This window comes from Streptomyces sp. NPDC001828, assembly GCF_042892175.1.
GTDB lineage: Bacteria > Actinomycetota > Actinomycetes > Streptomycetales > Streptomycetaceae > Streptomyces.
This window is the reverse complement of record NZ_JBIATV010000001.1, coordinates 1-25,016: the sequence shown is the minus strand read 5'-3', so window position 1 is coordinate 25,016 and position 25,016 is coordinate 1. Positions and strand designations below refer to the sequence as shown.

The window sequence follows — 25,016 nt, the reverse complement described above, 5'->3', positions numbered from 1 at the left end:
CATCATGGCAGCCCGCATCAGCACCGTCATCCGTGTGACACCTGTCGAGACGGCGCCCCCGCGACCCGGCCGGAGGGAAGCCCCGGCGCAGGTCTTCAGGCCCCCCGCGCCGACCCGCCCAGGCTTCCGGTCAGGCCCGGTTCGCGCGGCTGCGCCAGGCGGTCGGTCAGCGCGGCCGCGTCCACGCCCGCGTGCCGCAGCACCTCCACGCCGCGGCACTCCCGGTCCGCCGCGAGCGCGGCCAGCACGTCGCAGCCGGCGACCGGCTCGCCGCCCCGGGCCTCGGCGCGGCGCAGCGCGTGCTCCATCGCCGTCCGGGCACTGGGCGACCAGCCGGGCTGCGTCACCAGGGGCACCGCCCCCGAGTCCTCCACGGACCCCTGCCAGCGCAGCCCGTATCCGATGCTGCGCTGCACCAAGTAGCCGAGTACTCGCGCCACTTGAGGGCCGTCCTCGAAGGCGGCCCGCACCTCGGGGTCGCTCTCCATCAGGGAGTGCAGCAGATGCGCGGTGTCGAGCTGCCGGTCCCCGTCGCGCAGCGCACGTCTGCGCGCGCCCGCGACCACGGAGGCCAGCTCCGCGGTGAGCCGGACTTCGATGTCTGCGGGAGGGGCCGGGTGAGCGGCTCCTGGGGTAGGACGGTGCACCAGTCCACCTCATCAGCCGCCGGCGCGCGGCACATCGCCGTGGGGGAGCATTCGATCTCCCACAGAAGGTGGGCACGAATGACCGGCTTCTCCTCCTTACGGATGAGATCTCGGAAATCTCCCGCGCGAGGGGAACTCTGAGCGGCGCGAGACGTCTCCGCCCGCGCCCCCGGCGCAACCGGTCCACCGCGCGGGCTCGTCCTTCCCCCGGGACACAGCCGTCCCCACCGCCCGCCGAGGGAGCGCCGATGTGCTGGATGGTCGCCCTGCTGGCCCAGGACGGACAGCAGTACGTGTACCGGGTGTACGCGCCCTGCGACGCACTCCCCGGCGACCTGTTCTGGGCGGCCTTCCACTGCCACGACGAGTCCGCGCGGCCGCGCGCCTGCGACCTGTTCGACTCCGCCCAGATCTGGGCGCTGGAGAGCCAGCAGATCTGACGGTTCATCAGTATTGAATGTTCGTCCGGCTCCGGCTACGTTCCGCGCACGTCCCCGTCACCGTCCCACGTAGTTCCACGTGGTCCCACGAAGGAGTGGTCGCATGGCCGAGGTCAGCGCGGAGGCACGCATCGAGGCTCCGGCCGAGAAGGTCTGGGCACAGCTCACCGACTTCTCCTCGTACGGCGAGTGGAACGCCACGCACACCAGCTTCCCCTCGGGCGGCCCCGACAAGCTGGAGCTGGGCGCCACCTACGCGGAGAACATGAAGCTCATGGGCTTCCCGGCCGAAGTGGCCTGGACGGTGGACGAGTTCGAGGCCGGGCGGGTGTTCGGCGTGCGCGGCAAGGGCCCCATGGGCGTGAGCGTCTTCAACCGGTACACGGTCGTCCCCGACGGCGGGGCCAGCACGGTCCGCATCGACGGCGAGTTCACCGGGGCCGCGGTGTCGCTCATGGCGGGCAAGCTCAAGGACTCGGCGACGGCCGCGCTCAACGAGTCGCTGCGCAAGCTCGGGGGCCTGTGCGCCTAGAACGCGCGAGAGCCCCGCGGCCGGTGGCCGCGGGGCTCCGCTTCGACGGGGTTCAGTCCTCGTCGGCAAGGATCAGATAGAGCTTCTTACGGGCGTCGTTGATGACGGCGAGTGCCTTCTGGCGCTGATCGGCGGAGCCGGTCTTCCAGACCTGGCCGAACGCCTCCATCAGACCGAAGCCGGCCTGCCGGATCTCGTGCATGGCCTCCCAGTCGACCCCGCGCCCGGCGTCCTCCCAGGGAGCCTCGGCTCCCGATTCGGCCTCCGTGCGCCCGGCGTCGGTGAGCGTGAACAGCTTCTTGCCGCCCTCGCTCTCGCTGGTGATCAGACCCTCGTCCTCCAGGAGCTGGAGGGTGGGGTAGACCGAGCCCGGGCTGGGCTTCCACGCCCCGCCGCTGCGCTCGCCGATCTCCTGGATCATCTCGTAGCCGTGCATCGGCCGGTCCTTCAGAAGGGCCAGGATCGACGCGCGGACATCGCCGCGCCGCGCCCTGCCCCGGGGACCGCCCCGGCCGCCACGGCCGCCGGGACCGAACGGTCCACCGCCCCACGGTCCCCCGCCGAAGCCGGGCCCGAAGGGTCCGAAGGCGGCACGCCGCCCCTCGAAGTCGCCCCGACCGCGATGGCCGGGTCCTTGCTGTCCGTATCCATGTGAACGCATGGTTCGCTTCCTTCCATCGTTGATCTGTCGCGATGCGTCAACGATATATCGGTAGCTTTCGTTTGACAACCCCTCGCTTCGGGGGGTGGCCCGACGGCCGCTTCAGGGGCGGCCCGACCGTCGCCTCGGAATGGCCGCGGCCCGGTCGAACGCCGCGTTCGGCCTCGCGCGATTGGCCCAGTCTTCCGGCGCCGAAATGGCCTGGCCCGGAGGGCAGTTGGGAACGTAAGGTCATGATCATGACTGAGGAGAAGACCCCCGCCAGCGCCCCTGCCACCGCCTTTCCGGCCGTGCTGACCCGCCACGCCGAAGCCGAGACCTGCGCCGACCCGAGCAGCGTGATGACCCTGCTGGCGGACGCGGACACCGCCGGTCCCGGCGGCGGCTTCACGAGCTACCGGTCCAGCTTCAGCACGGGAGCCGTGGGAGCACCGGCCCACTTCCACACCAAGGCGACCGAGCTGTTCTTCGTGATCAGCGGGTCCCTGCAGGTGCTGGTGGGGGACGAGGTCACCGTCCTGAACGCGGGCGACTTCCTGGCGGTCCCGCCGCACACCCCGCACGCCTTCGCCGCGGCGCCCGGCGCCGAGGCCGACGTCCTCTTCGTGTTCACTCCCGGGATGGGCCGGTTCGACTACCTGCGCCTGCTCGGCCGGGTGATGCGCGGCGAGGCCGACCCCAAGGAGATCGCCGAGTCGGCCGAGCGCTTCGACAACCACTACGTCGACAGCCCCGCATGGCGGGCCGCCCTGGAGCGCTCGGCATGATCGACCCCACGAGCCACATCCGCGTGGCCCGCCCCTCGCGGGACCTCGCCGCCGCGCGGCACTTCTACGTGGACGGCCTCGGGCTCGACGTACTGTGGCGCACCACCGGGCGCGCCCCGGGCGAGCACGACCTCCTCATGGTCGGGCCGCCCGGCGGGTTCTGGCACTTCGAGCTGACGCACGACCCCGAGCGCCCGCTGGAACCCACCCCGACCGTGGACGACCTGTTCGTGGTCTACCTCGGGGCCCCCGTGGACGAGGCCCTGATCACCCGGCTGGTCGCCTCCGGCGGCACCCGGGTCCCCGCGCACAACCCGTACTGGGACGAGCACGGCGTGACGATCACCGACCCGGACGGCTACCGCCTCGTCCTGTGCACCCGCACCTGGGGCAAGGCCGACTGAGACCCCCGCCGCGGGCCCGCTCGCCCGGGGGCCCGCACGGGCGCACGATGGAAGGAGCGGAGCGGGAGCCGGCGCAAGACGTGCCGGCCCTGGACGCCCCGGTGCGGAACGCCGGAAGGGGGTGCGACGCCATGTCGCGGTTCATGGACGTCCACCACGGGATGACGGGCATCACGGCAGAGCAGCTGAAGCAGGCGCATCAGGCGGACCTCGACATCGAGAAGGACGAGGGCGTCCACTTCGAGAAGGCCTGGGCGGACCCGAAGTCGGGCACGGTCTACTGCCTCTCCGAGGCACCCTCGGCCGAGGCCGTACAGCGCGTCCACGAGCGGGCCGGCCACCCCGCCGACGAGGTGCACGCGGTCCCGCTGGCCGTGTGACCCACGGGCGCCGACGAAAAGCGCGCCCCGCAACGACAAGCCCACAAGCGGTCCAGACACCGCGAATTGGCCTTGGCCCGAGGGATTTCTTGTCCCGTACGGTGCGGACATGCGCATTCGAATCGTCGACGCCTTCACCGACCGCCCGTTCGCCGGCAACCCCGCCGGCGTGCTGCTGCTCGACGCCTTCCCGGCCGACGCCTGGCTCCAGGACGTGGCGCGCGAGGTCAACCACGCCGAGACCGCCTTCGCGCACCCGCTGCCGCCGGGCGGCGACGCGGACTGGGCGCTGCGCTGGTTCACCCCGGCCACCGAGGTCGACATGTGCGGCCACGCCACCCTGGCCACCGCGCACGTCCTGCACTCCAGCGGGGCGGCGAGCGGGACGGTCCGGTTCGCCGCGCGCTGCGGCATCCTCACCGCGACCGCCGCCGAGGACGGCACGATCACCCTGGACTTCCCCACCTCGGAGCTTGTCGAAGAGCCGGTCCCGGCCGGCCTGGACGAGGCGCTGGGCACCATGGTCCGCTCGGTCCACGACACCTCGGCCCACGTCGGTGACCTCCTGGTGGAGCTGCCCGACGAGACGGCCGTACGGGCCCTCGCTCCCGACTTCCGCGCCCTCGGGCGGCACTCCAGGCGCGGCATCATCGCGACGGCCGCCGCCGGCCCGGACACCGGCTACGACTACGTCTCGCGCTGCTTCTTCCCCAACGTCGGCATCGACGAGGACCCCGTGACGGGCAGCGCCCACACCGCTCTCGCCCCGTTCTGGTCGGCGCGCCTGGGCCGTGCCGAGCTGACCGGCCTCCAGGCCTCGGCCCGCTCCGGTCTCGTCCGCACGGCGCTGCACGGCGAGCGCACCCTGCTCACGGGCCGCGCGGTGACGGTGATTGACGGCGAGCTGCTGACCGCGCCTCAAGGGCACGCCGTAACGAGGTAAGGGGCGTAGGCAATAGCCGTACGCCCCTTACTTGTCATGCCCCGCCCCGCCCTCCGGCCGGCTCACATCGTCGGCAGCCAGCTCACCTTGCCCGCGAGCAGCGCGTATCCGACGAAGGCCCCGATGTCGAGCAGCGCGTGCGCCACGACGAGCGGGCCGACCCGCTGCCAGCGGCGGTACAGCAGCACGAAGACGACGCCCATCACCATGTTGCCGAGGAAGCCGCCGACGCCCTGGTAGAGGTGGTACGAGCCGCGCAGCACGGAGCTCGCGACGAGCGCGGCCATCGGCGTCCACCCCAACTGGCCGAGTCTGCGCAGCAGATACCCCACCACGATCACTTCTTCGAGCACCGCGTTCTGCAGCGCCGACAGCACGAGCACCGGGTACTTCCACCACACGTCGGGCAGTGACTCGGGGACCACGGTCAGATTGCCGCCCACCGCCCGCGCCACCAGATAGAAGGCGAGCCCCGCGCTGCCGATCCCGGCGGCGATCAGCACGCCCCGGCCGAGGTCCGGCCACGGCCTGGTCCGGTCGAAGCCGATCACCCGCAGGCCACCGGCGCGCTCGCGCAGCAGCAGGTGGGCCACGAGCGCGACCGGCACGAGCGCGGTCGCGATGCCGAAGAGCTGCCAGGCGAGATCGAGCCACGGCCGCCCGGGGGCGTACGAGGTGTTGAGGTTCGCCGCCTGGTGCTTGAGCCCGCCCGGCTTGGTGAGCGATCCGATGAAGCTGATCAGCGCCGACACTCCGCTCGCGCCGAGCGAGAGCGCCAGTACGAGCACGGTCTCGGACCGCAGGATTCGCGGTGAAGTCCCCTCTTCGGGAAGAGAATCAGCCACGCGCCCGGCCTCCACCTGCACACCTGCCTCCAGTTGACGAATCCCGTTCCATCCCCACCGCCGCCCCGCTAGGGTCTCGGAAGAAATTATGAAGATCGCGCGCGACAGGCCGGGGGACGGGCGCCATTGCGAGGGTGCGGGTCCCCCTTTTCCTTGTTCGGGATTCAAGGAGGGGCACCACCGCCATGGGACGTCACAGCTTGCCCGACGACGCCGCGAACCCAAGCACCGGGGCGGGCCCGGAATCCGCCCGGCGACGGACCGTGGCCCTGGCCACCGCGCTCGTCCTCACCGTGGCCGGGGGAACCGCCGTCGCCGCCCAGCGCGGGCTGCTCTCGTTCGGCCGCTCCTGCGCCTCCACCGCCGTACGGATCGACCTCGTGGCCTCGCCCGACGTGGCGCCGGCCGTCGAAGCCGTGGCCGAACGGGCCCGCAAGGAGAAGATCACCTCGGACGGCTCCTGCATGGACGTGCGGGTGACCGCCCGCGACTCCTACAAGGTGGCCGCCTCCTTCACCTCCCGCGCCAGACCCGACTTCGCGGTGTGGATACCCGACGCCTCGCTGTGGGTGGACCGGGCGAAGGACGCGGCCGGCTCGGCCACCGTCGTCACCGCGGGCCATGTCGCCGGCTCCCCCGTCGCCCTCGGCGTGGTGCCCCCGGCCGCCAAGGCGCTCGGCTGGCCCCAGAAGACGTACAGGTGGGGCGAGTTGGCGATGGCCACCGCCGGGGACGACAAGGTGCGCCTGGGCGCGGCCGACCCCGCCCACAGCGCCTCGGGCCTGCTCGCGCTGAGCTGCATCGGCAAGTCGGCGGGCCCGGGCCCCGAGGGCAGCACCCGGACCGCGGCGCTCGCCAAGGTGCTCTCGCAGCGGGTCACCGACGGCGACGGCCAAGTCGCGGACACACTGGCCCTCGCCAAATCCCCTGCGGACCAAGGCAGTTCACACAGCAGCGGGGCCGTGGTCCTGTCCGAGCAGGCGGCCTTCGCCTACAACGCGGCGCATCGCGCGCGGGGCGCGGACCAGCAGGTGCGGCTCTTCTACCCCAAGGACGGCGCACCCCAGCTCGACTACCCGTACACGATGATCCGCGAGACGGGCATGAGCACCGACGAGAGCCGGGCGGCCATGCGCTTCCTGACGCTGCTCGGCGACCCCGAGTCCGCCCAGGTCCTGGCCGGGCACGGTTTCCGGGTGCCGGGCCGGCCCGTCGCCGACCCCCTCCCTGCGGCCGCCGGGGGCAGTCCCCCGCAGCCGTACGCGAGCGCCGCCGCCGAACCGCCGTCGGCGCAGGAACTCCAGGACGCGCTCGGGATGTGGACGATCACCGTGCAGAGCGCGCGCCTGACGACGGTGGTGGACGCCTCGGGTTCGATGGCGGCGCCGGTGCCGGGGGCGGGCGGACGGTCGCGGATGGACGTCACCAAGGCCTCGCTTCTCCAGGCGCTCTCCCAGTTCACCGCCGAGGACGAGATCGGCCTGTGGGACTTCGCCACCCGTCTGGACGGCCCGCGCGACTACCGCCGTCTGGTGCCGACCGCCCGGCTCGGCGACCCGGCGGCCGGCGGCCGCACCCAGCGCGACAAGCTGTCCGCCGCCTTCGCCGCGCTCCAGCCGGTGCCGGACGGAGCCACGGGCCTGTTCGACACGACCCTCGCCGCCTACAAGGAGGCGACCTCGACGTACGCGAGCGGCAAGTTCAACGCGGTGGTGCTGCTGACCGACGGCGCCAACGAGGACCCCGGCAGCATCTCGCGGGCCGACCTGGTGGCCCAGCTGCAGAAGCTCACCGACCCGTCGAGGCCCGTGCCGCTGATCGCCATCGCGGTCGGCCCGCAGGCCGACAAGGACGAGGTGCGGCAGATCGCGAGGGCGACCGGCGGGGTCGGCTACCAGGTGACCGACCCGGCCGACATCCAGGCCGTGATCCTGCAGGCGATCATGGCCCTCGGCCAGGCCCAGCACCACGGCTAGCCAGGCCCAGCACCACGGCTAGCGACGGCGTGCCTCGGGGCCGGGGAAGCCCGTCGGCCAGGTGTGCACGGGCTCGCCCTCCAGCATCAGCTCCCGGTAGCGCCGGGTGGTGGCGGCGAGCGCGGCCTCCCGGCCGAGCCCCGCGGCCAGCGCCCGGTGGTAGGTGTCGACCTGCCAGGAAGCCCCGTTCACCCGGCGACGGCAGCGCTCCTCGATGATGCCAAGGTAGTGGTCCCGGTCGGCCGCCTCGATCCCCCACGCGTCGAGCCCGGCGGCCGCCAGCGGCAGCAGCTCCTCGCGTACGAGCTTGATGGCGGGCACCCGGGTGACCCCGCCGCCGCGCCTCGGCGCCGGCCACAGCAGTTCGGCGTCGATGCCGTAGCGGCAGGCGGCGTCGAAGTTGGAGGCGGCCGACTCGAAGGGGAGCCGCGTCCACACCGGGCGCTGCTCCTCCGCGAGGGCGCGCACCAGGCCGTAGTAGAAGGCCGCGTTGGCGAGCACGTCCACGACGGTGGGCCCGGCCGGCAGCACCCGGTTCTCCACCCTGAGGTGCGGCACGCCGTCGGCGATCCCGTACACCGGGCGGTTCCAGCGGTAGATCGTGCCGTTGTGCAGCACGAGTTCCTTCAGGCTCGGCACACCGCCGTCCGCGATGACGCGCAGCGGCTCCTCCTCGTCGCAGATCGGCAGCAGCGGCGGGAAGAACCGCAGGTTCTCCTCGAAGAGCTCGTAGGCGGACGACACCCAGCGCTCCCCGAACCAGGTGCGCGGACGCACTCCCTGGGCCCGCAGCTCGGCCGGCCTGGTGTCGGTGGCCTGCTCGAACAGCGGCGGCCGCGACTCCCGCCACAGCTCGCGCCCGAACAGGAAGGGCGCGTTGGCCCCCACCGCGATCTGCACGGCGGTGACGGCCTGGGCCGCGTTCCACACCGCGGCGAAGCGCGCGGGCGTCACCTGCAGATGCAACTGCACGGAGGTGCAGGCGGCCTCGGGGGTGATCGACGCCGAGGTGCAGGAGAGGCGTTCCACCCCTTGGATGTCGAGGGTGAAATCCTCCCCGCGGGCGGCCACTATCTGATCGTTCAGCAACTGGTAGCGGTCGACGTCGGAGAGATTCCCGGATACGAGATCGTCCTGCGTCAGGGTCGGCAGAATTCCGATCATGAGGATGCCGGCATCGACCTCGGCGGCTTTGCGATCGGCATACCCGAGCCCGGTGCGCAGCTCCTCGGCGAGCTGGTCGAAAACCCGGCCGCTGAGCCGGTGCGGCGCGATGTTCACTTCCAGGTTGAACATTCCGAGTTCGGTCTGGAAATCCCTGCTCGCGATGCGCTCCAGCACCTCGCCATTCATCATGCGCGGCATGCCGTCGGGACCCGCGAGATTCAGTTCCAGCTCCAGCCCCATCATGTTCCTGGGACGGTCGAACCGCTTCTGGGCCAGCAGCTTCCCGAGGCCCTCCAGGCACTGCTGAAGCTTGTCCCGGTAGCGGTGCCGATCGGACAGGTCGAATCCGCCTGCCACGACCTTCTCCCCCATCGAAGGGTCCCTCCTCGAATGGGCGGCCGGGGACACCGGCCGCTCGCGTCATGGTCGATAATGCCCAGACTGACTGATCCATAACGCCTGCGCGCGCAGTGCCGAAGGAGTAGCGTCGAGGACTACGGCCTCCGGCACATTCAGCGGGCATACGGCAACGTGCAGTTACCGCCCCCTCGTCAATGGTGAAAAACGCCGACGAGAATCGGCCGACCCCCGCGGGGACAGCTTTCCAGGTGGGGACCTCGCACCGGATATTTCCCCGGGTGGAGCGCCTGCCCAGGAGGACCGGATACCGACTTGCGGGCAATATCCAGGACAGCTAGCCGAAACACTGCGTGAACACGTGTCGTATAAACTCTGCAAACGAGGCAGAGAGTTGGCGCCCCCGGCCATCCATCGTCGGCCCCCCTCTGACCCCGCACCGCAGACAGCGCCGTCCGCACTGCCCCCGCATCACCGTGTCTCCCGAAGTGAGAGGCGACCCACCATGCCGCTGCATGTCCCCCCGGCCCCCGCGCCCGCCCTGCGCAGCGTCCTCGCGGCACTCGGTTCCCCCACCGCCGTACGCGAGGCCCGCACGCCGGCCCTCCGCTCCACCGAAGGTCCGCTCACTCCCGAACTGCCGCTCCCGCTCCACGTCCTGGACGGGATCACCCCGGGCGTCCGGACCCCGCGCACCCGCCTGGCCGGCTGGCGCTTCCTGATCAGCGACCCCGACCATCCGGTCGCCGCAGCGGACACCCGTCTCACCCCCGACGGCTGGGCCTTCTCGCACTTCTTCGAGGGCCCCTACATCACCTCGACCCAGCGCGCCCTGCGCCAGGCCGAGCAGCTGACCACGCACTACCAGCCCCGGCTGCTCTCGGTCCCCGAGCTGTACATGCTCACGCTGTGGCTGCACGCCGACTCCGGTGCCGACGGCGCCTCGGGCACTCCCGCACCCCATGACCTCCTGGTGCCGCTGGCGCCCGCCCCGCCCGGAATCTGCGCGCACCGCCCGCTGCGCGTCAGCGAACTGCTTCCGGTACTCACCCTGCGCCTGGCCCCCGCCCGGCTGCTCGGCCAGCCCGTCTGACGCCACCGCCGGCGGCCCGGGAAAAAAGTGCCCCGCGACCAGTGTGGTCGCGGGGCATCGTGTGTCTATGCTGCGTACGCGCCGCCTGCGCCATACGGGCTAGCCCAGCCGGGCCACCCCGAACCACCCGAAAAGACAAGCCAGTTGAGCTGAACCGTCCGCACGGGTGATACGTCATTAAGCAGTAGGAAGCGCTGCCGCGAAATCCCTGCGGATTGACTCCCGTGGGGCAACACTGGGACCGGACCGACCGACTTACTACGGGGGGCGGCCATGAACAACGCATCGAGCCGCAGCACACTCACCACGACGCAGCGAAAGAACGCATCCATGTGCCAGCACAAGCCAGCCTGTCCGACAGCCTTCTCCGCCGACCGGGAAGCCGCGCAGCCCGTGGCACACCACCCGGAGCAGGGCTGGAGCCTGCTGTGCAACGGTGTCCTGCTCTTCGAGGACACCGGTGAGCTGCTGCCGGACGGGCAGATCATCGCCCCGCACCGGCCGCTCACGGCGGAGCAGGTGGCGACGGCCGCCTAGGCGGCCTCGTACGGGCAGTTCCCGTACGGACCGGTCCCCAGCGGGGCGGTCCGGTACGGACAACAAACACAAGGGCCGGCCCGGGGAGCACACCCCGAACCGGCCCTTACGCGTGCGTGGGTCAGTGGTCGTACTCGTCCAGCGGGGGGCAGGAGCAGACCAGGTTGCGGTCGCCGAAGGCGCCGTCGATGCGGCGGACCGGCGGCCAGTACTTGTCGGCGGCCGACACCCCGGCCGGGAAGACGGCGTCCTCGCGGCTGTAGGCGTGGTTCCACTCGCCGCCGAGCGCGGCCGCGGTGTGCGGGGCGTTGGCGAGCGGGTTGTCGTCGGCCGGCCAGACGCCGGAGGCGACCTTCTCGATCTCGCCGCGGATCGCGATCATCGTGTCGCAGAACCGGTCGATCTCGCCCAGGTCCTCGGACTCGGTGGGCTCGATCATCAGCGTGCCGGCCACCGGGAACGACATGGTCGGAGCGTGGAAGCCGTAGTCGATCAGGCGCTTGGCGATGTCGTCGACGCTGACGCCGGTCGCCTTGGACAGCGGCCGCAGGTCCACGATGCACTCGTGCGCGACGAGGCCGTTGGGGCCCGTGTAGAGCACCGGGTAGTGCGGCTCCAGGCGCTTGGCGATGTAGTTCGCGGCGAGCACCGCGACCTGCGTCGCCCGCTTGAGGCCCTCGCCGCCCATCAGACGTACGTACGCCCACGAGATCGGCAGGATGCCCGCGGAGCCCCACGGCGCGGCCGAGATCGGGCCGACGCCCGTCTCGGGGCCGGCGCTCGGCTGGAGCGGGTGGTTGGGCAGGTACGGGGCGAGGTGCGCGCGCACGCCGACCGGGCCGACGCCGGGGCCGCCGCCGCCGTGCGGGATGCAGAACGTCTTGTGCAGGTTGAGGTGCGAGACGTCGCCGCCGAACTTGCCCGGCTTGGCGAGGCCCACCAGGGCGTTGAGGTTGGCGCCGTCGACGTACACCTGGCCGCCGGCCTCGTGGACCAGGGCGCAGATGTCGGCGACGTGCTCCTCGAACACGCCGTGCGTGGACGGGTAGGTGATCATCAGCACCGAGAGCTCGTCGCGGTACTGCTCGATCTTGGCGCGCAGGTCGTCGGCGTCGACCTCGCCGTCGTCCGCGGTCTTGACGACCACGACCTTCATGCCGGCCATCACGGCGCTCGCGGCGTTGGTGCCGTGCGCGGAGGACGGGATGAGGCAGATGGTGCGCTGGGTGTCGCCGTTGGCGCGGTGGTAGGCGCGCACCGCGAGCAGACCCGCGAGCTCGCCCTGCGAGCCGGCGTTGGGCTGGATGGACACCGCGTCGTATCCGGTGACCTCGGCGAGGCGCTCCTCCAGCTCGCGGATGAGCGTGAGGTAGCCGGCGGCCTGCTCGACCGGCGCGAAGGGGTGGATCTGCCCGAACTCGGGCCAGGTCACCGGCTCCATCTCGGTCGTCGCGTTCAGCTTCATCGTGCAGGAGCCGAGCGGGATCATGCCGCGGTCGAGCGCGTAGTCGCGGTCGGCCAGCTTGCGCAGGTAGCGCAGCATCGCGGTCTCGGAGCGGTGCTGGTGGAAGACCGGGTGGGTCAGGTACTCGTCGGTGCGCAGCAGCGCCTCCGGCAGCGTGTCGGCGGCCGCGGTGTCCAGCGCCTCCACATCGGCGTCGACCCCGAACGCGGCCCAGACTGCGGCCAGTTGGGCCCGCGTGGTGGTCTCGTCGCAGGCGAAGGAGACGGTGTCCGCGTCGACCAGGTGCAGGTTGACCCCGCCCTGGCGGGCGGCCTTGACGGCCTCGGCGGCCTTGCCCGGGACGCGTACGGTCAGCGTGTCGAAGTAGGCGCCGTGGGCGACGTCGACCCCGGCGGCCCTCAGGCCCTCGGCGAGGACGACGGCGTAGCGGTGGGTGCGCCGCGCGATCTGCTTCAGGCCGTCCGGGCCGTGGTAGACGGCGTACATGCCGGCCATCACGGCGAGCAGCACCTGCGCGGTGCAGATGTTGCTGGTGGCCTTCTCGCGGCGGATGTGCTGCTCGCGGGTCTGCAGGGCCAGGCGGTAGGCCTTGTTGCCGTCGGCGTCGACGGAGACGCCGACGAGGCGGCCCGGCAGGCTGCGGGCGAACTTCTCCTGGACCGCCATGAACCCGGCGTGCGGTCCGCCGAAGCCCATCGGGACACCGAAGCGCTGGGTCGTGCCGACGGCGATGTCCGCGCCGAGCGAGCCCGGCGAGGCGAGCAGGGTGAGCGCGAGCAGGTCGGCGGCGACCGTGACGATCGCGCCAAGCTCGTGGGCCGCGTCGATGACCGGCTTGAGGTCGCGGACCTGGCCGGAGGCGCCCGGGTACTGGAGCAGCACGCCGAAGACGCCGCGCTCGGCGGCCTCGGCGGGGATGCCGTCGCTCAGGTCGGCGACGACGACCTCGACGCCCGTCGGCTCGGCGCGCGTCTGGATCACGGCGACCGTCTGCGGCAGGGTGTCGGCGTCGACGAGGAAGACCCCGCCCTTGACCTTGCCCACGCGCCGCGACAGGGCGAGCGCCTCGGCGGCCGCGGTGCCCTCGTCGAGCAGCGAGGCGCCGGAGGTCGGCAGGCCGGTCAGCTCGGCGACCATGGTCTGGAAGTTGAGCAGCGCCTCCAGGCGGCCCTGCGAGATCTCCGGCTGGTAGGGCGTGTACGCCGTGTACCAGGCCGGGTTCTCCATGACGTTGCGCAGGATGACCGGCGGCGTGAAGGTGCCGTAGTAACCGAGGCCGATCATCGGGGCGAGCACCTGGTTGCGGTCCGCGAGCCGGCGCAGCTCGGCCAGCACCTCGGCCTCGGTGCGCGCCTCGGGCAGACCCAGCGCCCCGGCGCTCTTGATGACCTCGGGAACGGCGGCGTCTGTGAGCTCGTCGAGCGAGCCGTAGCCGACCTGGGCGAGCATCTTGGCCTGCGCCTCGGCATCGGGCCCGATGTGGCGCTGCTCGAAGGGGATGCCACGCTCCAGCTGGCTGAGCGGAATGCGGTTGGCGGTCATGACGGAGGCCTCCTGGTCGCACGACCTGCGAGGGGCACCACGGCGCGGGTACCCGGACGGCCTCCCCCTCTGTCATCTCAACCTGAGAGCTTCACCGGGGCGCATGGGGGCGACCCGGCTTTCACCGTCGGTGAGGAAAGGTTCCGCCCGGGCTGAAGTGCCCGTACGTCCCCCGTCCTGCTTTCCAGAGTGACCTCGTCCGTGCGGTCCGTGGGCCTGAGAGATTCCGGGGAGGAGTTGCTCCTTCGGCGTCCGCCGAGAACTCGATGAGCTCTTCGGTGGACTCTCCCGCACGGGGTCAGCAGCCGCTTGCCAGCGTACCAGCGAGGTCCGAGCTCGATTCTTTGTTCACCTGCTCAAGTGGCCAACACCCGGGATGTGCACTTTCGTAGTGCTTATGGAGCAGTTGTAACCGGTTGCGACCAATTGGAGGGACCGTGCAGACCGATATCGATCCGCGCAGCCTGATCGGCCGCAAGGCATACGACCGCAATGGGCACAAGATCGGAACGGTGGACGAGGTCTACCTGGACGACGCCACGGGCGCGCCCGAGTGGGCCGCGGTGCGCACCGGACTGTTCAGCCGGGACGCCTTCGTCCCGCTGGAACCGAGCACCCTGGTCGACGAGACGCTGCGCGTCCCGTACGACCGTGCCCTGATCAAGGACGCGCCGGACTTCGGCGTCGGCCGCCACCTCTCCCCGGAACAGGAGCTCCAGCTCTACCACCACTACGGTCTGGACATCGCGGCCCCCGAACCCGGCCCGCCGCCCTCCGACCGCGACTTCGGCCGGCTCGCCAACGGCGAATCCTGACCCGCCGCCGCCCCTTCCGCGGCCCCCGCCTCCCCGTCCCTCCGCGCTCCGGCCCCTCCTCCCTCCCCGCTCTCCGCTCCGGTCGGCTCGACCAGCGGCAGCGGCTCGGAAGGCTCCAGGCCGGGGTCGTCCACCTTGAACGTCCTCACCCGCCCGGGCGCCCGTGCCGTCGGCGTCTCGAAGCGCACCGTGACCCGCCCGACCCCGCTGCCCTGCACCCAGCCGGGCCCGTACTCGGCATGCCGTACGTCGTGCCCGGCCAGCCAGCGCCGCTGTGCCGGGTCCTGCGGGGGCTCCGCCTCCGCCTCGGCGGCCGGGGTGGACTCCTCGCCCAGCGGCCCCGCCGGCTCCTCCACGGCCCGCTCCCCTGCGGCCTGCGCGAACAGGTCCTCCTGCGTGAAGTCGGCGAGCCCGCTGACCCCGACGCCGAGCAGCCGCACCCCGCCCGTGGTGTCCACCGCCTCAAGGAGCCGCGCGGCGGCCTCCCGGACCACCGCGGGGTCGTCGGTGGGCCCGCGCAGGGTCTCGGACCTGGTCAGCGTGGAGAAGTCGTACCGACGTACCTTGAGCACGATGGTGCGGCCCGAGTGCCCCGACGCCCGCAGCCGCTGCACACACCGGTCGGCGAGCCGCCCCACCTCGATGGTGATCCTCAGCCGGTCGTGCAGGTCCACATCGAAGGTGTCCTCCACGGACACCGACTTCGCGTCCCGCTCGGCCACCACGGGCCGGTCGTCGTGCCCGGCCGCCATCCGGTAGAGCGAGGCGCCGTGCGACTTGCCCAGGAGCCGTACGAGCTCGTCCTCGCCCGCCTCGACGAGGTCGGCCACGGTGGTCATCCCGGCCCGGCGCAGATGTTCCCCGGTGGCCGGGCCCACCCCCGGCAGGGTGCGCACCGACATCGGCCCGAGGAGCTCGCGCTCGGTGCCCGGCTCTATCAGGACGAGCCCGTCCGGCTTGGCCTCCTCCGAGGCGATCTTGGCCAGCATCTTGGATCCGGCGAGCCCGACCGACCCGCTCAGCCCGGTGACCGCCCTGATGTCCCTGCGCAGCCGCTCACCGGCCGCCCGCGCCGAGGCCGACTCGAAGGCCACCCCGCCGGCCTCCAGGTCCACGAACGCCTCGTCCAGGCTCAGCGGCTCGACCAACGGCGACAGCCGGCCGAGCAGCTCCATCACCTGTTCGCTGATGGTGCGGTACAGCTGGAAGCGCGGCACCAGATAGGCGGCGTTGGGACAGAGCCGCCGGGCCTGCGCCATCGGCATCGCCGAACGCACCCCGAAGCGTCTCGCCTCGTACGACGCCGTCGAGACCACTCCGCGCGGCCCGAGCCCGCCCACCACGACCGGCTTTCCGCGCAGGCTCGGCTTCGACGCCTGCTCTGCGGCGGCGAAGAAGGCATCCATGTCGAGATGCAGAATGGTCGGCGCGGCTCTCACATCACTGATGCTGCCGTACGCCACTGACAATCGGCCCCGGCGGCGCCGCCGGGGCGTCAGACCGCGCGGTTGCGCCGCCTGGCCAGCTCATCGGCCGGGTTGTGGCCGACCAGGGTCTCGCCGGTGTCGACGCGCTCACCGTGCAGCTGGGAGAGCGCCGCCTCGACGTCCTGCCACACCACGCCGACGGCGATGCCGAAGATGCCCTGGCCGCCCTGGAGGAGGTTCACCACCTCGTCGGGGGACGAGCACTCGTAGACGGTGGCACCGTCGCTCATCAACGTCATCCGCTCCAGATCGCGGAAGCCGCGCTCACGCAGGTGCTGCACGGCGGCGCGGATGTTCTGGAGGGCGACCCCGGTGTCGAGGAAACGCTTGACGATCTTCAGGACGACGACGTCCCGGAAGCTGTAGAGGCGCTGCGTGCCCGAGCCGTAGGCCGGACGCACGCTCGGCTCGACCAGACCGGTACGCGCCCAGTAGTCGAGCTGTCGGTAGGTGATCCCCGCCGCCGCGCACGCGGTCGGGCCCCGGTATCCGATCGTTTCGGTACTCGGGTCGGCCGCACTGCTGTGGAGCGGGTACGGCCCGCTCTCCCCCGGACCGAGTCCGGGAGCGCCCCCTGCCGTACCGTCGCCGCTCATACTCACGCCGACCCTCCGTCCTTGACCTGCCCACTCGAAGGTAGGCAGTCACTCGGGGTGCGTCAACGATCGCCACACTCGGCACGCCGAGTGATAATCACCCTGAGAGTGGTTTCCCGTGTCTCTCTTGCGGGAAAGGCTACTCGAATGCGCCGAAACCCCTCCGGCGCACGCGCAGCGCGCGACACCACTCCGACGGCCGCCGGATCACTCGTTTCCGGTGCTCATTGGCTGTTGGTACCGAAGTCCTCGGGCGAGATCTGGTCGAGGAACTCACGGAACTTCTCGACCTCGTCCTCCTGCTCGTCCGGGATCGCGATGCCGGCATCGTCGAGCACCCCGTCACTGCCGTAGATCGGCGTGCCGGTGCGCAGAGCCAGCGCTATGGCGTCGGACGGCCGCGCGCTCACCTCGACCCCACTGGCGAAGACCAGCTCCGCGTAGAAGACGCCTTCGCGCAGGTCCGTGATGCGGACCTCGGTCAGCTCCTGGCCCACGGCCTCAAGGACGTCCTTGAAGAGGTCGTGCGTCAGCGGCCGCGCCGGCGCCATGCCCTGCTGGGCGAAGGCGATCGCGGTCGCCTCCCCCGGACCGATCCAGATGGGGAGGTACCGGTCGCCTCCTACTTCACGCAGGAGCACGATCGGTTGGTTGGAGGGCATTTCCACCCGGACACCCACGACGTCGAGCTCGTTCACACAGCAACCCTAGGACGTGCTCGGCAGGTTTGGGTAGTCGGGCACCTACAAGATCAGTGAAGCCGGACACCCAGGGCGGTCTGCACGAGTGCCGCGTGGAGCCGTACGGAGAGCGCCGCGAGCTCCTTCGTGGTGGCCTCCGCATGGGCCCTGGTCTGCGGATTACGGTGCAATCGCAGGGGTGCCACCACCTGCTCGACCAGTCCCGCCTCACGGTCGGCCGCAGCCTTCATGGCGCGCAAATGGCGCGGTTCCAGACCGAACCGCCCCATATCGGCCACAAGGCGTGCCACATTCACCGATTCGGCGTCGAAACCACCGTCGGGCCCGGGCGTGACAAGCCCGTAGGACTCCCATTCGGCCAGCTCCGCCTCGGAGGCCTCGGCGGCCGCCATGAGCTCGGCCCGGCCCACCCGGGCGGCCGTGGGACGCTCGGCCTCGGGCTCACCCAGGCCGTCGAGCAGCTCACGGGAGCCGCCCGAGGACGGCAGGGCGGGCTGTTCGCCCCGGGCGAGGGCATCCAGGTGCTCGCGGATGACCTTGAGCGGCAGATAGTGGTCCCGCTGCATCCGCAGCACCTGGGCCAGCCGCTCTACGTCCTCGGCACTGAACTTGCGGTACCCCGATGGCGTACGCCGGGGCTCCACCAGGCCCTCGGACTCGAGGAACCGGATCTTCGAGATCGTCACTTCGGGAAATTCTTCGCGCAGCTGGCCGAGGACGCCGCCGATGCTCATCAGGCGGCCGCCCGCGGTGGCGGTGCCGGATCCGGCACCGCCCGTCGGTGTCTGCAGCATGGACCTTCCCTGGCCGGGGCTCAGAGCGCGCGCTGGCTCGCGTAGAAGACCAGCCGGTACTTGCCGATCTGGACCTCGTCGCCATTGGCCAGGTCGACGGAGTCGATGCGCTCACGGTTCACGTACGTGCCGTTGAGACTGCCGACGTCGGAGACGGTGAAACGCCCGTCGGGACCGCGCCGGAACTCCACGTGGCGGCGCGAGACCGTCACGTCGTCGAGGAAGATGTCGCTCTGCGGGTGGCGGCCGGCCGTGGTCAGCTCGCCGTCCAGGAGGAATCGGCTTCCCGAGTTCGGCCCGCGGCGCACCACCAGGAGCGCCGAGCCCAACGGCAGGGCGTCGACGGCGGCCTGCGCCTCCGGGGAGAGCGACGGCAGCTGCGTCTGCCCGGTGACTTCGGCGTCGTACGCCTCGAGGCCGGAGATCGAGATGGTCGAGGTGGTCTCGGAGGCGCGCTCCGGAACGACACCGGCGCGCAGCGGAGCACCGCAGTTGGAGCAGAAGCGACTGGCTGCGGGGTTGGTGTGCCCGCACCTCGTACAAACAGGCATGCCCGACATCGAAGGATCCTCCTGCCGCGGCGGCACCGCGTGGGCGCTGGTGGCATACGGGTCGGAGCCAAACCCTCCACCCGTACTTGAGGTTGACGGATCCCCGAAACCTATGCGCCCCGCACCGGCGGGGTCAACAGACGACGCGCCCGGAATGTCGCCTCCGGAACCAGCCACCTCATCGCGGAACAGCGGGCGCTCGCCGCCCTGCTCCTCCGGCTCTCCGGGGCGCTGAGCACGGTGCCTGGCGGCGCTGCCGCCGTCCTGGCGTGCGCTCTTGCCGAACAACTTCGCAAACAACTTCACGGGCGATTCCCCTTGACCGAAATAGACCCGCCCGTGGGGCAGGACGAACCCAGAACCAACACACCGGCCGAACCGGACATCCTCACAACGTCCGTATCCGCCAAACAGTTTCCACCACGCACCACTGTTACGGAGCGGCGACCCCCCGCAACGTCCTGCCCTTGTGCGGCAGCTCTCACGCATGCCCCCATCAGTGCGAGGACGACTGAGCGTAGTCAGGCCGCTTCGCGGCTCGCAAGGCGTTCACGATGATCTTCTCCGAGCGGACCACAGTGGCGGTGGCCTGCTCCTTCTCCAGAGTCTGCACCACTCCACCAGGGATGTTGAGCGCCGGCTCCAGATCCTGCGGCCTGCCGATCACCTTGAAGACGTACGGGGCGGTGACCTTGGTTCCGTCCACTCCGATGCCGCCGGTCTCGTCGGAGAAGTACGTATTGGCCACCACGCGGACGTCATTGATCTGGATCGCCTCCGCGCCCGCAGCGCGCAGCTCCTGCACCGTGTCAAGCACCTTGTCGGACTCGACGGCGCCCTTGGGGTCGCTGATCGTCAACGTGATGCCGGGGCCCTGCGCCGCGACCGTCCCGGCCAGGATGCCGAGCTGCTGCTCCTTCTCGACGGTCTGCTTGCGCGCCTCCTCCGCCTGGTTGGAGCTGGTCTCCAGCTCGGTGCGCTGGCCCTCCAGACGCTGCTTCTCGTCCTCGAGACGCTTCGTACGGGAATCCAGTTCATCCAGGATGCGCACCAGGTCCTCCTGGCGGGCCCCGCGCAGCGCGCTGTTGTCGCTGTTCGAGCGGACCTGAATGGCGAGCCCGAGACCCAGGACGAACAGCAGCAGCGCCACGATGAGCTGCGCCCGGCTGACCCGCGGGGGCCACAGGCCGGCGGCGAGCCGCTGGCGCCCCGTCAGCGGGGCCTTCGCCTCGGCGGTTTCACCCGGCGCGTCGACGGGCCGCTCCTCGTCGCCGTCACCCGGACCGGTGTTCTTCTCCACGTCGCTCATCGGCCTCAGGCCCTGAAGACGTGCCGGCGGATGGCGGCCGCGTTGGAGAAGATCCGGATGCCGAGCACCACGACCACGCCGGTCGACAGCTGCGCGCCGACGCCCAACTTGTCGCCGAGGAACACGATCAGCGCCGCGACCACCACGTTCGACAGGAACGAGACCACGAAGACCTTGTCGACGAAGATGCCGTCGAGCATGGCACGGAGCCCGCCGAAGACCGCGTCCAGTGCCGCGACCACGGCGATCGGCAGATACGGCTCGACCACCGCAGGCACCTCGGGCCGGACGAAAAGTCCGACCACGACTCCCACGACAAGGCCAAGTACGGCGATCACGATGTGCCCTTCCCTGTGTCGGCCGCGCCCTTGCCGGCGCCCGTGGCCATTGGTTTTGCGGTACGCACGGTCAGGCTCGGCGCCGCCGGGAGACGCACGTCGCCCTCGGCCGAAATACTGGCCCTGATCCCGTAGTTCTGCTGGAGCACATGCAGGTACTGGCCGTCCGCGCTGTCCTGGAAATCGGTGCTCAGCTTCTTGCCGTCGCCCACCGCGAGCACCGTGTAGGGCGGCACCAGTGGCCTGTTGTCGACCAGTATGGCGTCGCCCGCGGCCCGGATCGCCGAAAACGATGTCAGGCGCTGCCCGTTGATGGCGATCGCCTCAGCGCCCGACTGCCACAGCCCGTTGACGACCCGCTGCATGTCACGGTCGCGTACGCGACCGGTGTCGGCGAACGTCGTGCTCTCGCGCGGCCGGCTGCCGTCGCCCTGGGAGGTCTCCTTGGCGTCGTCGACCACCAGCTTCACGCCGGAGCCGTGCACCTCCGTCGCGCCGGACAGGAGCGCCACCAATTCGCCCTGGTCCCCGCCGTGTTTCTCCAGCGCCTTGCGCTGCCGGTCCCCGACCTCGGTCCGCAGCCCGTCCACTTCGCTCTGCAGCTTGTCGGCGGCCTTGGTCTCCGAGTCAACCCGGTCGATCAGCTCCTGGCGCTCCTTGGCGACCACAGGGGCGGTGATACGGGCCTGCGCCGCGCCGACCGTCACCACGAGGGCGGCGAGCACCAGACCGGCCGCGAGGCCCAGCTTCGCCTTCAGCGTGCGCGGCATCCCTGCCTGGCCCTCGGCCTTGCGCCGAGCGGTCGCCTCCGCGTATCCGTCGTCGAGCGCGTGGTCCATGACATTGGTCAGCAGCGACATCGACGCGTCGGGACGCGGGGGCGGAGACGGCGTGCTCCGAACGGGGGGCTGCTGCGGCATGCCGCACATCGTCGCACGTCGTCGGCGCTACCACCGAATGGCCCCACCGGTGTGCCGGGCCGGGCCCGAAGGCCCGGCCCGGCACACCGCTACGACGTCAGTGACCTGCGCTGTCGACCACTGCGGCCCACTCGTCGAGCAGCGCCTGAGCCGACACGTCGTCCGGCCCCTCGGCCCACAAATGGGTGACGGCCTCGGCCGGGTCGGGCAGCACCATCACCCAGCGGCCGTCGGCCTCGACGACCCGCACGCCGTCCGTGGTGTCCACGGACCGGCCCCCGGCGGCCTCCACCACGCGGCGCATGACCATGCCCTTGACCGCCCACGGCGTCGGGATGTCCCGCTTGAGGACGTGCGCCTGCGGAATCCGGGCGTCGATCTGGCTGAGCGTGAGCTGGGTGCGCGCCACCAGCCCGATGAGCCGCACGAACGCGGCCGCACCGTCGAAGACGCTGCTGAACTCGGGCACGATGAACCCGCCGCGCCCATCGCCGCCGAAGATCGTGGACTCCTCGCGGCCCACCCGCGTCAGATCGTCCGGAGAGGTCGTCGTCCACTCCACCTGCGTGCCGTGGTACGCGGCGACCTGCTCGGCGATCCTGGTGGTCGTGACCGGCAGAGCCACCCTGCCGCTGCGCCGCTCGGCCGCGACCAGGTCCAGCATCACCAGGAGCGCACGGTCGTCCTCGACGATCCGGCCCCGCTCGTCGACCAGCGAAAGCCGCTCGCCGACCGGGTCGAACCGCACCCCGAAGGCCGCCCGCGCCGAGGCGACGATCTCCCCGAGCCGCACAAGACCGGCACGCCGGCTCTCCACGGACTCGGTGGGCCTCGACTCGTCGAGACCGGGGTTGATCGTCAGCGCATCCACCTTGAGCCGACCCAGCAGGCTGGGCAGCACCAGGCCGGCGCTTCCGTTGGACGCGTCGACGACGACCTTGAGCCCCGCCTCCGCGATCCCGGTGGTGTCGGCCTTGCGCAGCAGCGACCCGGTGTACGAGTCGAAGACGCTGGAGGGGAACTGCAGGTCGCCGATCTCACCGGGGAAGGCGCGCCGGTATTCCTGGCGGGCGTAGACCCGGTCGAGCTTGCGCTGTCCGGCCTGGGAAAGGTCGGCGCCCCGCTCGTCGAAGAACATGATGTCCACGGAATCCGGGACACCCGGTGACGTCCGGATCATGATCCCGCCGGCGCTGCCCCGCGCGGTCTGCTGCCGTGCGACGGGCAGCGGCACGTTCTCCAGGTCCCGTACGTCTATGGCGCTGGCCTGCAGCGCCGAGATGACGGCCCGCTTCAGCGCACGCGCGCCACGGGAGTGGTCGCGCGCCGTGGTGACGGTCGACCCCTTCTTCAGCGTCGTGGCGTACGCACCGGCGAGGCGTACGGCGAGTTCGGGTGTGATCTCGACGTTCAGGATCCCGGAGACACCACGGGCTCCGAAGAGATGGGCCTGGCCTCTGGATTCCCAGATCACCGAGGTGTTGACGAATGCACCGGCCTCGATGGTCTTGAAGGGATAGACCCTGACGTTCCCCTGGACAATCGATTCCTCACCGACGAGGCATTCGTCGCCGATGACAGCGCCGTCCTCGATGCGGGCGGCCCGCATGATGTCGGTGTTCTTGCCGATCACACAGCCGCGGAGATTGCTGTGCTGCCCGATGTAGACGTTGTCGTGGACGACGGCCTTGTGCAGGAAGGCGCCGCTCTTGACGACCACGTTCGAGCCCACGACGGTGTGCTCGCGGATTTCCACATCCGCTTCGACCTTGGCGTAGTCGCCGATGTAGAGGGGCCCGCGCAGCACCGCGTCGGGGTGGACCTCGGCACCTTCCGCGACCCACACGCCCGGGGAGATCTCGAACCCGTCGATGTCGACGTCGACCTTGCCCTCGAGTACGTCGGCCTGCGCCTTGACGTAGCTCTCGTGCGTGCCGACGTCCTCCCAGTAGCCCTCGGCGACATAGCCGTAGATCGGCTTGCCTTCCTTCATCAGCTGCGGGAAGACATCGCCGGACCAGTCGACGGACTTGTCGGCCTCGACGTAGTCGAATACCTCGGGCTCCATCACGTAGATGCCCGTATTCACCGTGTCGGAGAAGACCTGACCCCACGTCGGCTTCTCCAGGAAGCGCTCGACCTTACCCTCTTCGTCGACGATGGTGATGCCGAATTCAAGGGGGTTGGGGACGCGCGTCAGGCACACCGTGACGAGTGCGCCCTTCTCCTTGTGGAAATTGATGAGATCGGTCAGGTCGAAATCGGTGAGGGCGTCACCAGAAATGACCAGGAAGGCATCGTCCTTGAGAGCTTCCTCGGCGTTCTTGACGCTGCCTGCGGTACCGAGGGGCTTCTCTTCATTGGCATAGGTGAGCTCCATTCCGAGCTCTTCTCCGTCACCGAAGTAGTTCCTGACGAGCGACGCCAGAAACTGCACGGTCACGACGGTCTCATTGAGCCCATGCCGCTTGAGCAGCCGCAGCACGTGCTCCATGATCGGTCGATTGACGACCGGCAGGAGCGGCTTGGGCATGCTCGAAGTCATGGGGCGAAGGCGTGTGCCCTCGCCACCAGCCATAACGACGGCCTTCATGTCGGAAACGTCCTCCTCGAAGAGACGGCGGTCTGGCCGACTTCGCCCGGACGGGCAAGGCCTCTGGCGCCACACGCGTCCGCCGACTACCCGTCGGGGGCCGCGGTCGCCGAGCTAATCGGCCGCTGCGTCCGCCTTCACCAACCGGCGGACCTGAACCACATACAAGATTCCTGCCCACCAATACAGAGTTGTACCCCACCCAGCGAACGCCCATCCGAAAATCGCCGCCAGGGAGGCCAGCCACCCGTGCCCGTCGCTGAGCAGCAGCAACGGGAAGGCGTACATCAAGTTGAACGTGGCGGCCTTGCCCAGGAAGTTCACCTGCGGCGGCGGATAGCCATGCCGGCGAAGGATTCCCACCATCACCAGAAGCATCAACTCGCGTGCCACCAGGGCAGCGGTCAACCAAATCGGCAGGATCTCCCGCCAGGTGAGGCCGACGAGCGTGGAAAGGATGTACAACCGGTCGGCGGCGGGGTCGAGCAGGCGTCCCAGATTGCTGATCTGGTTCCACCGCCGGGCCAGCTTGCCGTCCAAGTAGTCACTGACACCGCTCAGCGCCAACACCAGCAGGGCCCAGCCATCACTGTTCGGACCGCCGAAGACGGGGCGGAGGATCAGCCACAGGAAGAGCGGAACGCCGACCAGGCGCGCCATGCTGAGAATATTGGGGATGGTGAGCACCCGGTCCGTCTGAACGCGAGTCTCCTGGACCTCCACCCGGGGGCCTCCTGTGGGAAATGTGCCGACGATGCCCCCTGACCCTACCGTCAGCACGCGCCAATGCTGCACAGGGGGTAGGAGCACCAGGCCAGCACCTCACAAAGCGGACGGAAACACGAAAAAGCCCCGCACCGTGACCGTAATTCCTTACGGTCTGGTGCGGGGCTTTCCCCTAAAAATTGTTCGGCGGCGTCCTACTCTCCCACAGGGTCCCCCCTGCAGTACCATCGGCGCTGAAAGGCTTAGCTTCCGGGTTCGGAATGTAACCGGGCGTTTCCCTAACGCTATGACCACCGAAACACTATGAAGTTGAACTCAACCGACATGGGAGTTCATTGCTTCAGAACAAACACAGTGGACGCGAGCAACTGAGGACAAGCCCTCGGCCTATTAGTACCAGTCAGCTCCACCCGTTACCGGGCTTCCACAT

At 70.4% G+C, this 25,016-nt stretch carries 25 protein-coding genes, 1 rRNA gene and 1 riboswitch; of the genes, 10 read left to right on the top strand and 16 right to left on the bottom strand.

Features of this window, described 5'->3' with window-relative positions; translation table 11 throughout:
* Positions 1-95 precede the first annotated feature (95 nt).
* Positions 96-647, bottom strand: coding sequence for a Clp protease N-terminal domain-containing protein (locus ACFYZA_RS00130; protein ID WP_388485825.1), 552 nt, complete (start codon positions 645-647; stop codon positions 96-98).
* Positions 648-895: 248 nt separating this feature from the next.
* Between ACFYZA_RS00130 and ACFYZA_RS00125 the strand changes: the two genes are divergently transcribed.
* A complete protein-coding gene (locus tag ACFYZA_RS00125) occupies positions 896-1,087 on the top strand; it encodes a hypothetical protein (protein WP_382586594.1) in 192 nt (63 codons plus the stop codon).
* 103 nt (positions 1,088-1,190) lie between these two features.
* Entirely contained in the window at positions 1,191-1,619 is a 429-nt protein-coding gene (locus tag ACFYZA_RS00120; protein ID WP_388485823.1) for an SRPBCC family protein, read from the top strand.
* A gap of 52 nt (positions 1,620-1,671) precedes the next feature.
* Here ACFYZA_RS00120 and ACFYZA_RS00115 read toward each other — a convergent pair whose 3' ends face one another.
* Positions 1,672-2,280, bottom strand: coding sequence for a PadR family transcriptional regulator (locus ACFYZA_RS00115; RefSeq protein ID WP_382586589.1), 609 nt, complete (start codon positions 2,278-2,280; stop codon positions 1,672-1,674).
* A 239-nt stretch (positions 2,281-2,519) separates the two neighbouring features.
* Here ACFYZA_RS00115 and ACFYZA_RS00110 point away from each other — a divergent pair, with 239 nt between their 5' ends.
* The 4 genes from ACFYZA_RS00110 (at position 2,520) to ACFYZA_RS00095 (ending at position 4,774) form a co-directional block, all read left to right on the top strand.
* A complete protein-coding gene (locus ACFYZA_RS00110) occupies positions 2,520-3,047 on the top strand; it encodes a cupin domain-containing protein (protein ID WP_388485821.1) in 528 nt (175 codons plus the stop codon).
* The gene (locus ACFYZA_RS00105) at positions 3,044-3,451 is read left to right on the top strand and encodes a VOC family protein (RefSeq protein WP_388485819.1); all 408 of its coding nucleotides are present in this window, start codon (positions 3,044-3,046) and stop codon (positions 3,449-3,451) included. The genes ACFYZA_RS00110 and ACFYZA_RS00105 overlap by 4 nt, the downstream gene beginning before the upstream one ends.
* A gap of 131 nt (positions 3,452-3,582) precedes the next feature.
* Positions 3,583-3,831 (top strand): SCO4226 family nickel-binding protein, encoded by a 249-nt coding sequence (locus ACFYZA_RS00100; RefSeq protein WP_382586579.1) that lies wholly within the window; start codon positions 3,583-3,585, stop codon positions 3,829-3,831.
* Between the two features lie 109 nt (positions 3,832-3,940).
* A complete protein-coding gene (locus ACFYZA_RS00095) occupies positions 3,941-4,774 on the top strand; it encodes a PhzF family phenazine biosynthesis protein (RefSeq protein WP_388485816.1) in 834 nt (277 codons plus the stop codon).
* A gap of 62 nt (positions 4,775-4,836) precedes the next feature.
* Here the strand turns inward: ACFYZA_RS00095 and ACFYZA_RS00090 are convergent, their stop codons facing one another.
* A complete protein-coding gene (locus ACFYZA_RS00090) occupies positions 4,837-5,640 on the bottom strand; it encodes a CPBP family intramembrane glutamic endopeptidase (protein ID WP_382586573.1) in 804 nt (267 codons plus the stop codon).
* A gap of 164 nt (positions 5,641-5,804) precedes the next feature.
* On the opposite strand from ACFYZA_RS00090, the gene ACFYZA_RS00085 reads away from it, so the two are divergent.
* Positions 5,805-7,595 (top strand): substrate-binding and VWA domain-containing protein, encoded by a 1,791-nt coding sequence (locus tag ACFYZA_RS00085; protein WP_388485814.1) that lies wholly within the window; start codon positions 5,805-5,807, stop codon positions 7,593-7,595.
* Between the two features lie 18 nt (positions 7,596-7,613).
* Here ACFYZA_RS00085 and ACFYZA_RS00080 read toward each other — a convergent pair whose 3' ends face one another.
* On the bottom strand, positions 7,614-9,134 hold the full coding sequence (locus ACFYZA_RS00080) for a glutamate--cysteine ligase (protein WP_382586567.1): 1,521 nt from the start codon (positions 9,132-9,134) through the stop codon (positions 7,614-7,616).
* Between the two features lie 490 nt (positions 9,135-9,624).
* Here ACFYZA_RS00080 and ACFYZA_RS00075 point away from each other — a divergent pair, with 490 nt between their 5' ends.
* The gene (locus tag ACFYZA_RS00075; protein WP_382586564.1) at positions 9,625-10,212 is read left to right on the top strand and encodes a hypothetical protein; all 588 of its coding nucleotides are present in this window, start codon (positions 9,625-9,627) and stop codon (positions 10,210-10,212) included.
* A 330-nt stretch (positions 10,213-10,542) separates the two neighbouring features.
* Entirely contained in the window at positions 10,543-10,749 is a 207-nt protein-coding gene (locus ACFYZA_RS00070) for a DUF5999 family protein (protein WP_275901355.1), read from the top strand.
* Positions 10,750-10,870: 121 nt separating this feature from the next.
* Here the strand turns inward: ACFYZA_RS00070 and gcvP are convergent, their stop codons facing one another.
* Positions 10,871-13,756 carry an aminomethyl-transferring glycine dehydrogenase gene (gene gcvP / locus ACFYZA_RS00065; protein ID WP_382586560.1) on the bottom strand — a complete coding sequence of 962 codons (2,886 nt, stop codon included), beginning with the start codon at positions 13,754-13,756 and terminating at the stop codon, positions 10,871-10,873.
* A 194-nt stretch (positions 13,757-13,950) separates the two neighbouring features.
* Positions 13,951-14,057: riboswitch (glycine riboswitch) on the bottom strand.
* Between the two features lie 124 nt (positions 14,058-14,181).
* Between gcvP and ACFYZA_RS00060 the strand changes: the two genes are divergently transcribed.
* Entirely contained in the window at positions 14,182-14,571 is a 390-nt protein-coding gene (locus tag ACFYZA_RS00060; protein WP_161244386.1) for a PRC-barrel domain-containing protein, read from the top strand.
* On the opposite strand, the gene ACFYZA_RS00055 is transcribed toward ACFYZA_RS00060, so the two are convergent.
* From ACFYZA_RS00055 to rrf, 11 genes are all read right to left on the bottom strand, one after another.
* Positions 14,487-16,010 carry a DNA polymerase IV gene (locus ACFYZA_RS00055; RefSeq protein WP_388485811.1) on the bottom strand — a complete coding sequence of 508 codons (1,524 nt, stop codon included), beginning with the start codon at positions 16,008-16,010 and terminating at the stop codon, positions 14,487-14,489. The two genes, ACFYZA_RS00060 and ACFYZA_RS00055, sit on opposite strands and share 85 nt — an antisense overlap.
* A gap of 56 nt (positions 16,011-16,066) precedes the next feature.
* Positions 16,067-16,654 (bottom strand): MerR family transcriptional regulator, encoded by a 588-nt coding sequence (locus tag ACFYZA_RS00050; protein WP_382587450.1) that lies wholly within the window; start codon positions 16,652-16,654, stop codon positions 16,067-16,069.
* Between the two features lie 224 nt (positions 16,655-16,878).
* A complete protein-coding gene (locus ACFYZA_RS00045) occupies positions 16,879-17,352 on the bottom strand; it encodes a bifunctional nuclease family protein (protein ID WP_006123076.1) in 474 nt (157 codons plus the stop codon).
* Between the two features lie 53 nt (positions 17,353-17,405).
* On the bottom strand, positions 17,406-18,149 hold the full coding sequence (locus tag ACFYZA_RS00040; RefSeq protein ID WP_388485808.1) for a MerR family transcriptional regulator: 744 nt from the start codon (positions 18,147-18,149) through the stop codon (positions 17,406-17,408).
* A gap of 20 nt (positions 18,150-18,169) precedes the next feature.
* The gene (locus ACFYZA_RS00035; protein ID WP_382587447.1) at positions 18,170-19,048 is read right to left on the bottom strand and encodes an FHA domain-containing protein; all 879 of its coding nucleotides are present in this window, start codon (positions 19,046-19,048) and stop codon (positions 18,170-18,172) included.
* Positions 19,049-19,196: 148 nt separating this feature from the next.
* The gene (locus ACFYZA_RS00030) at positions 19,197-20,009 is read right to left on the bottom strand and encodes a DUF881 domain-containing protein (RefSeq protein WP_382586548.1); all 813 of its coding nucleotides are present in this window, start codon (positions 20,007-20,009) and stop codon (positions 19,197-19,199) included.
* A 5-nt stretch (positions 20,010-20,014) separates the two neighbouring features.
* Positions 20,015-20,347: a small basic family protein gene (locus ACFYZA_RS00025; protein WP_031069011.1), complete on the bottom strand. Its 333-nt coding sequence runs from the start codon at positions 20,345-20,347 to the stop codon at positions 20,015-20,017.
* On the bottom strand, positions 20,344-21,267 hold the full coding sequence (locus ACFYZA_RS00020) for a DUF881 domain-containing protein (protein WP_382586544.1): 924 nt from the start codon (positions 21,265-21,267) through the stop codon (positions 20,344-20,346). Before ACFYZA_RS00020 ends, ACFYZA_RS00025 begins: the two co-directional genes overlap by 4 nt.
* 97 nt (positions 21,268-21,364) lie before the next feature.
* Positions 21,365-23,860, bottom strand: coding sequence for a sugar phosphate nucleotidyltransferase (locus tag ACFYZA_RS00015; protein ID WP_382586541.1), 2,496 nt, complete (start codon positions 23,858-23,860; stop codon positions 21,365-21,367).
* Positions 23,861-23,974: 114 nt separating this feature from the next.
* Positions 23,975-24,583, bottom strand: coding sequence for a CDP-alcohol phosphatidyltransferase family protein (locus ACFYZA_RS00010; protein WP_100572761.1), 609 nt, complete (start codon positions 24,581-24,583; stop codon positions 23,975-23,977).
* 184 nt (positions 24,584-24,767) lie between these two features.
* Positions 24,768-24,884: ribosomal RNA gene (gene rrf / locus ACFYZA_RS00005) — 5S ribosomal RNA — on the bottom strand.
* Positions 24,885-25,016: the final 132 nt, after the last annotated feature.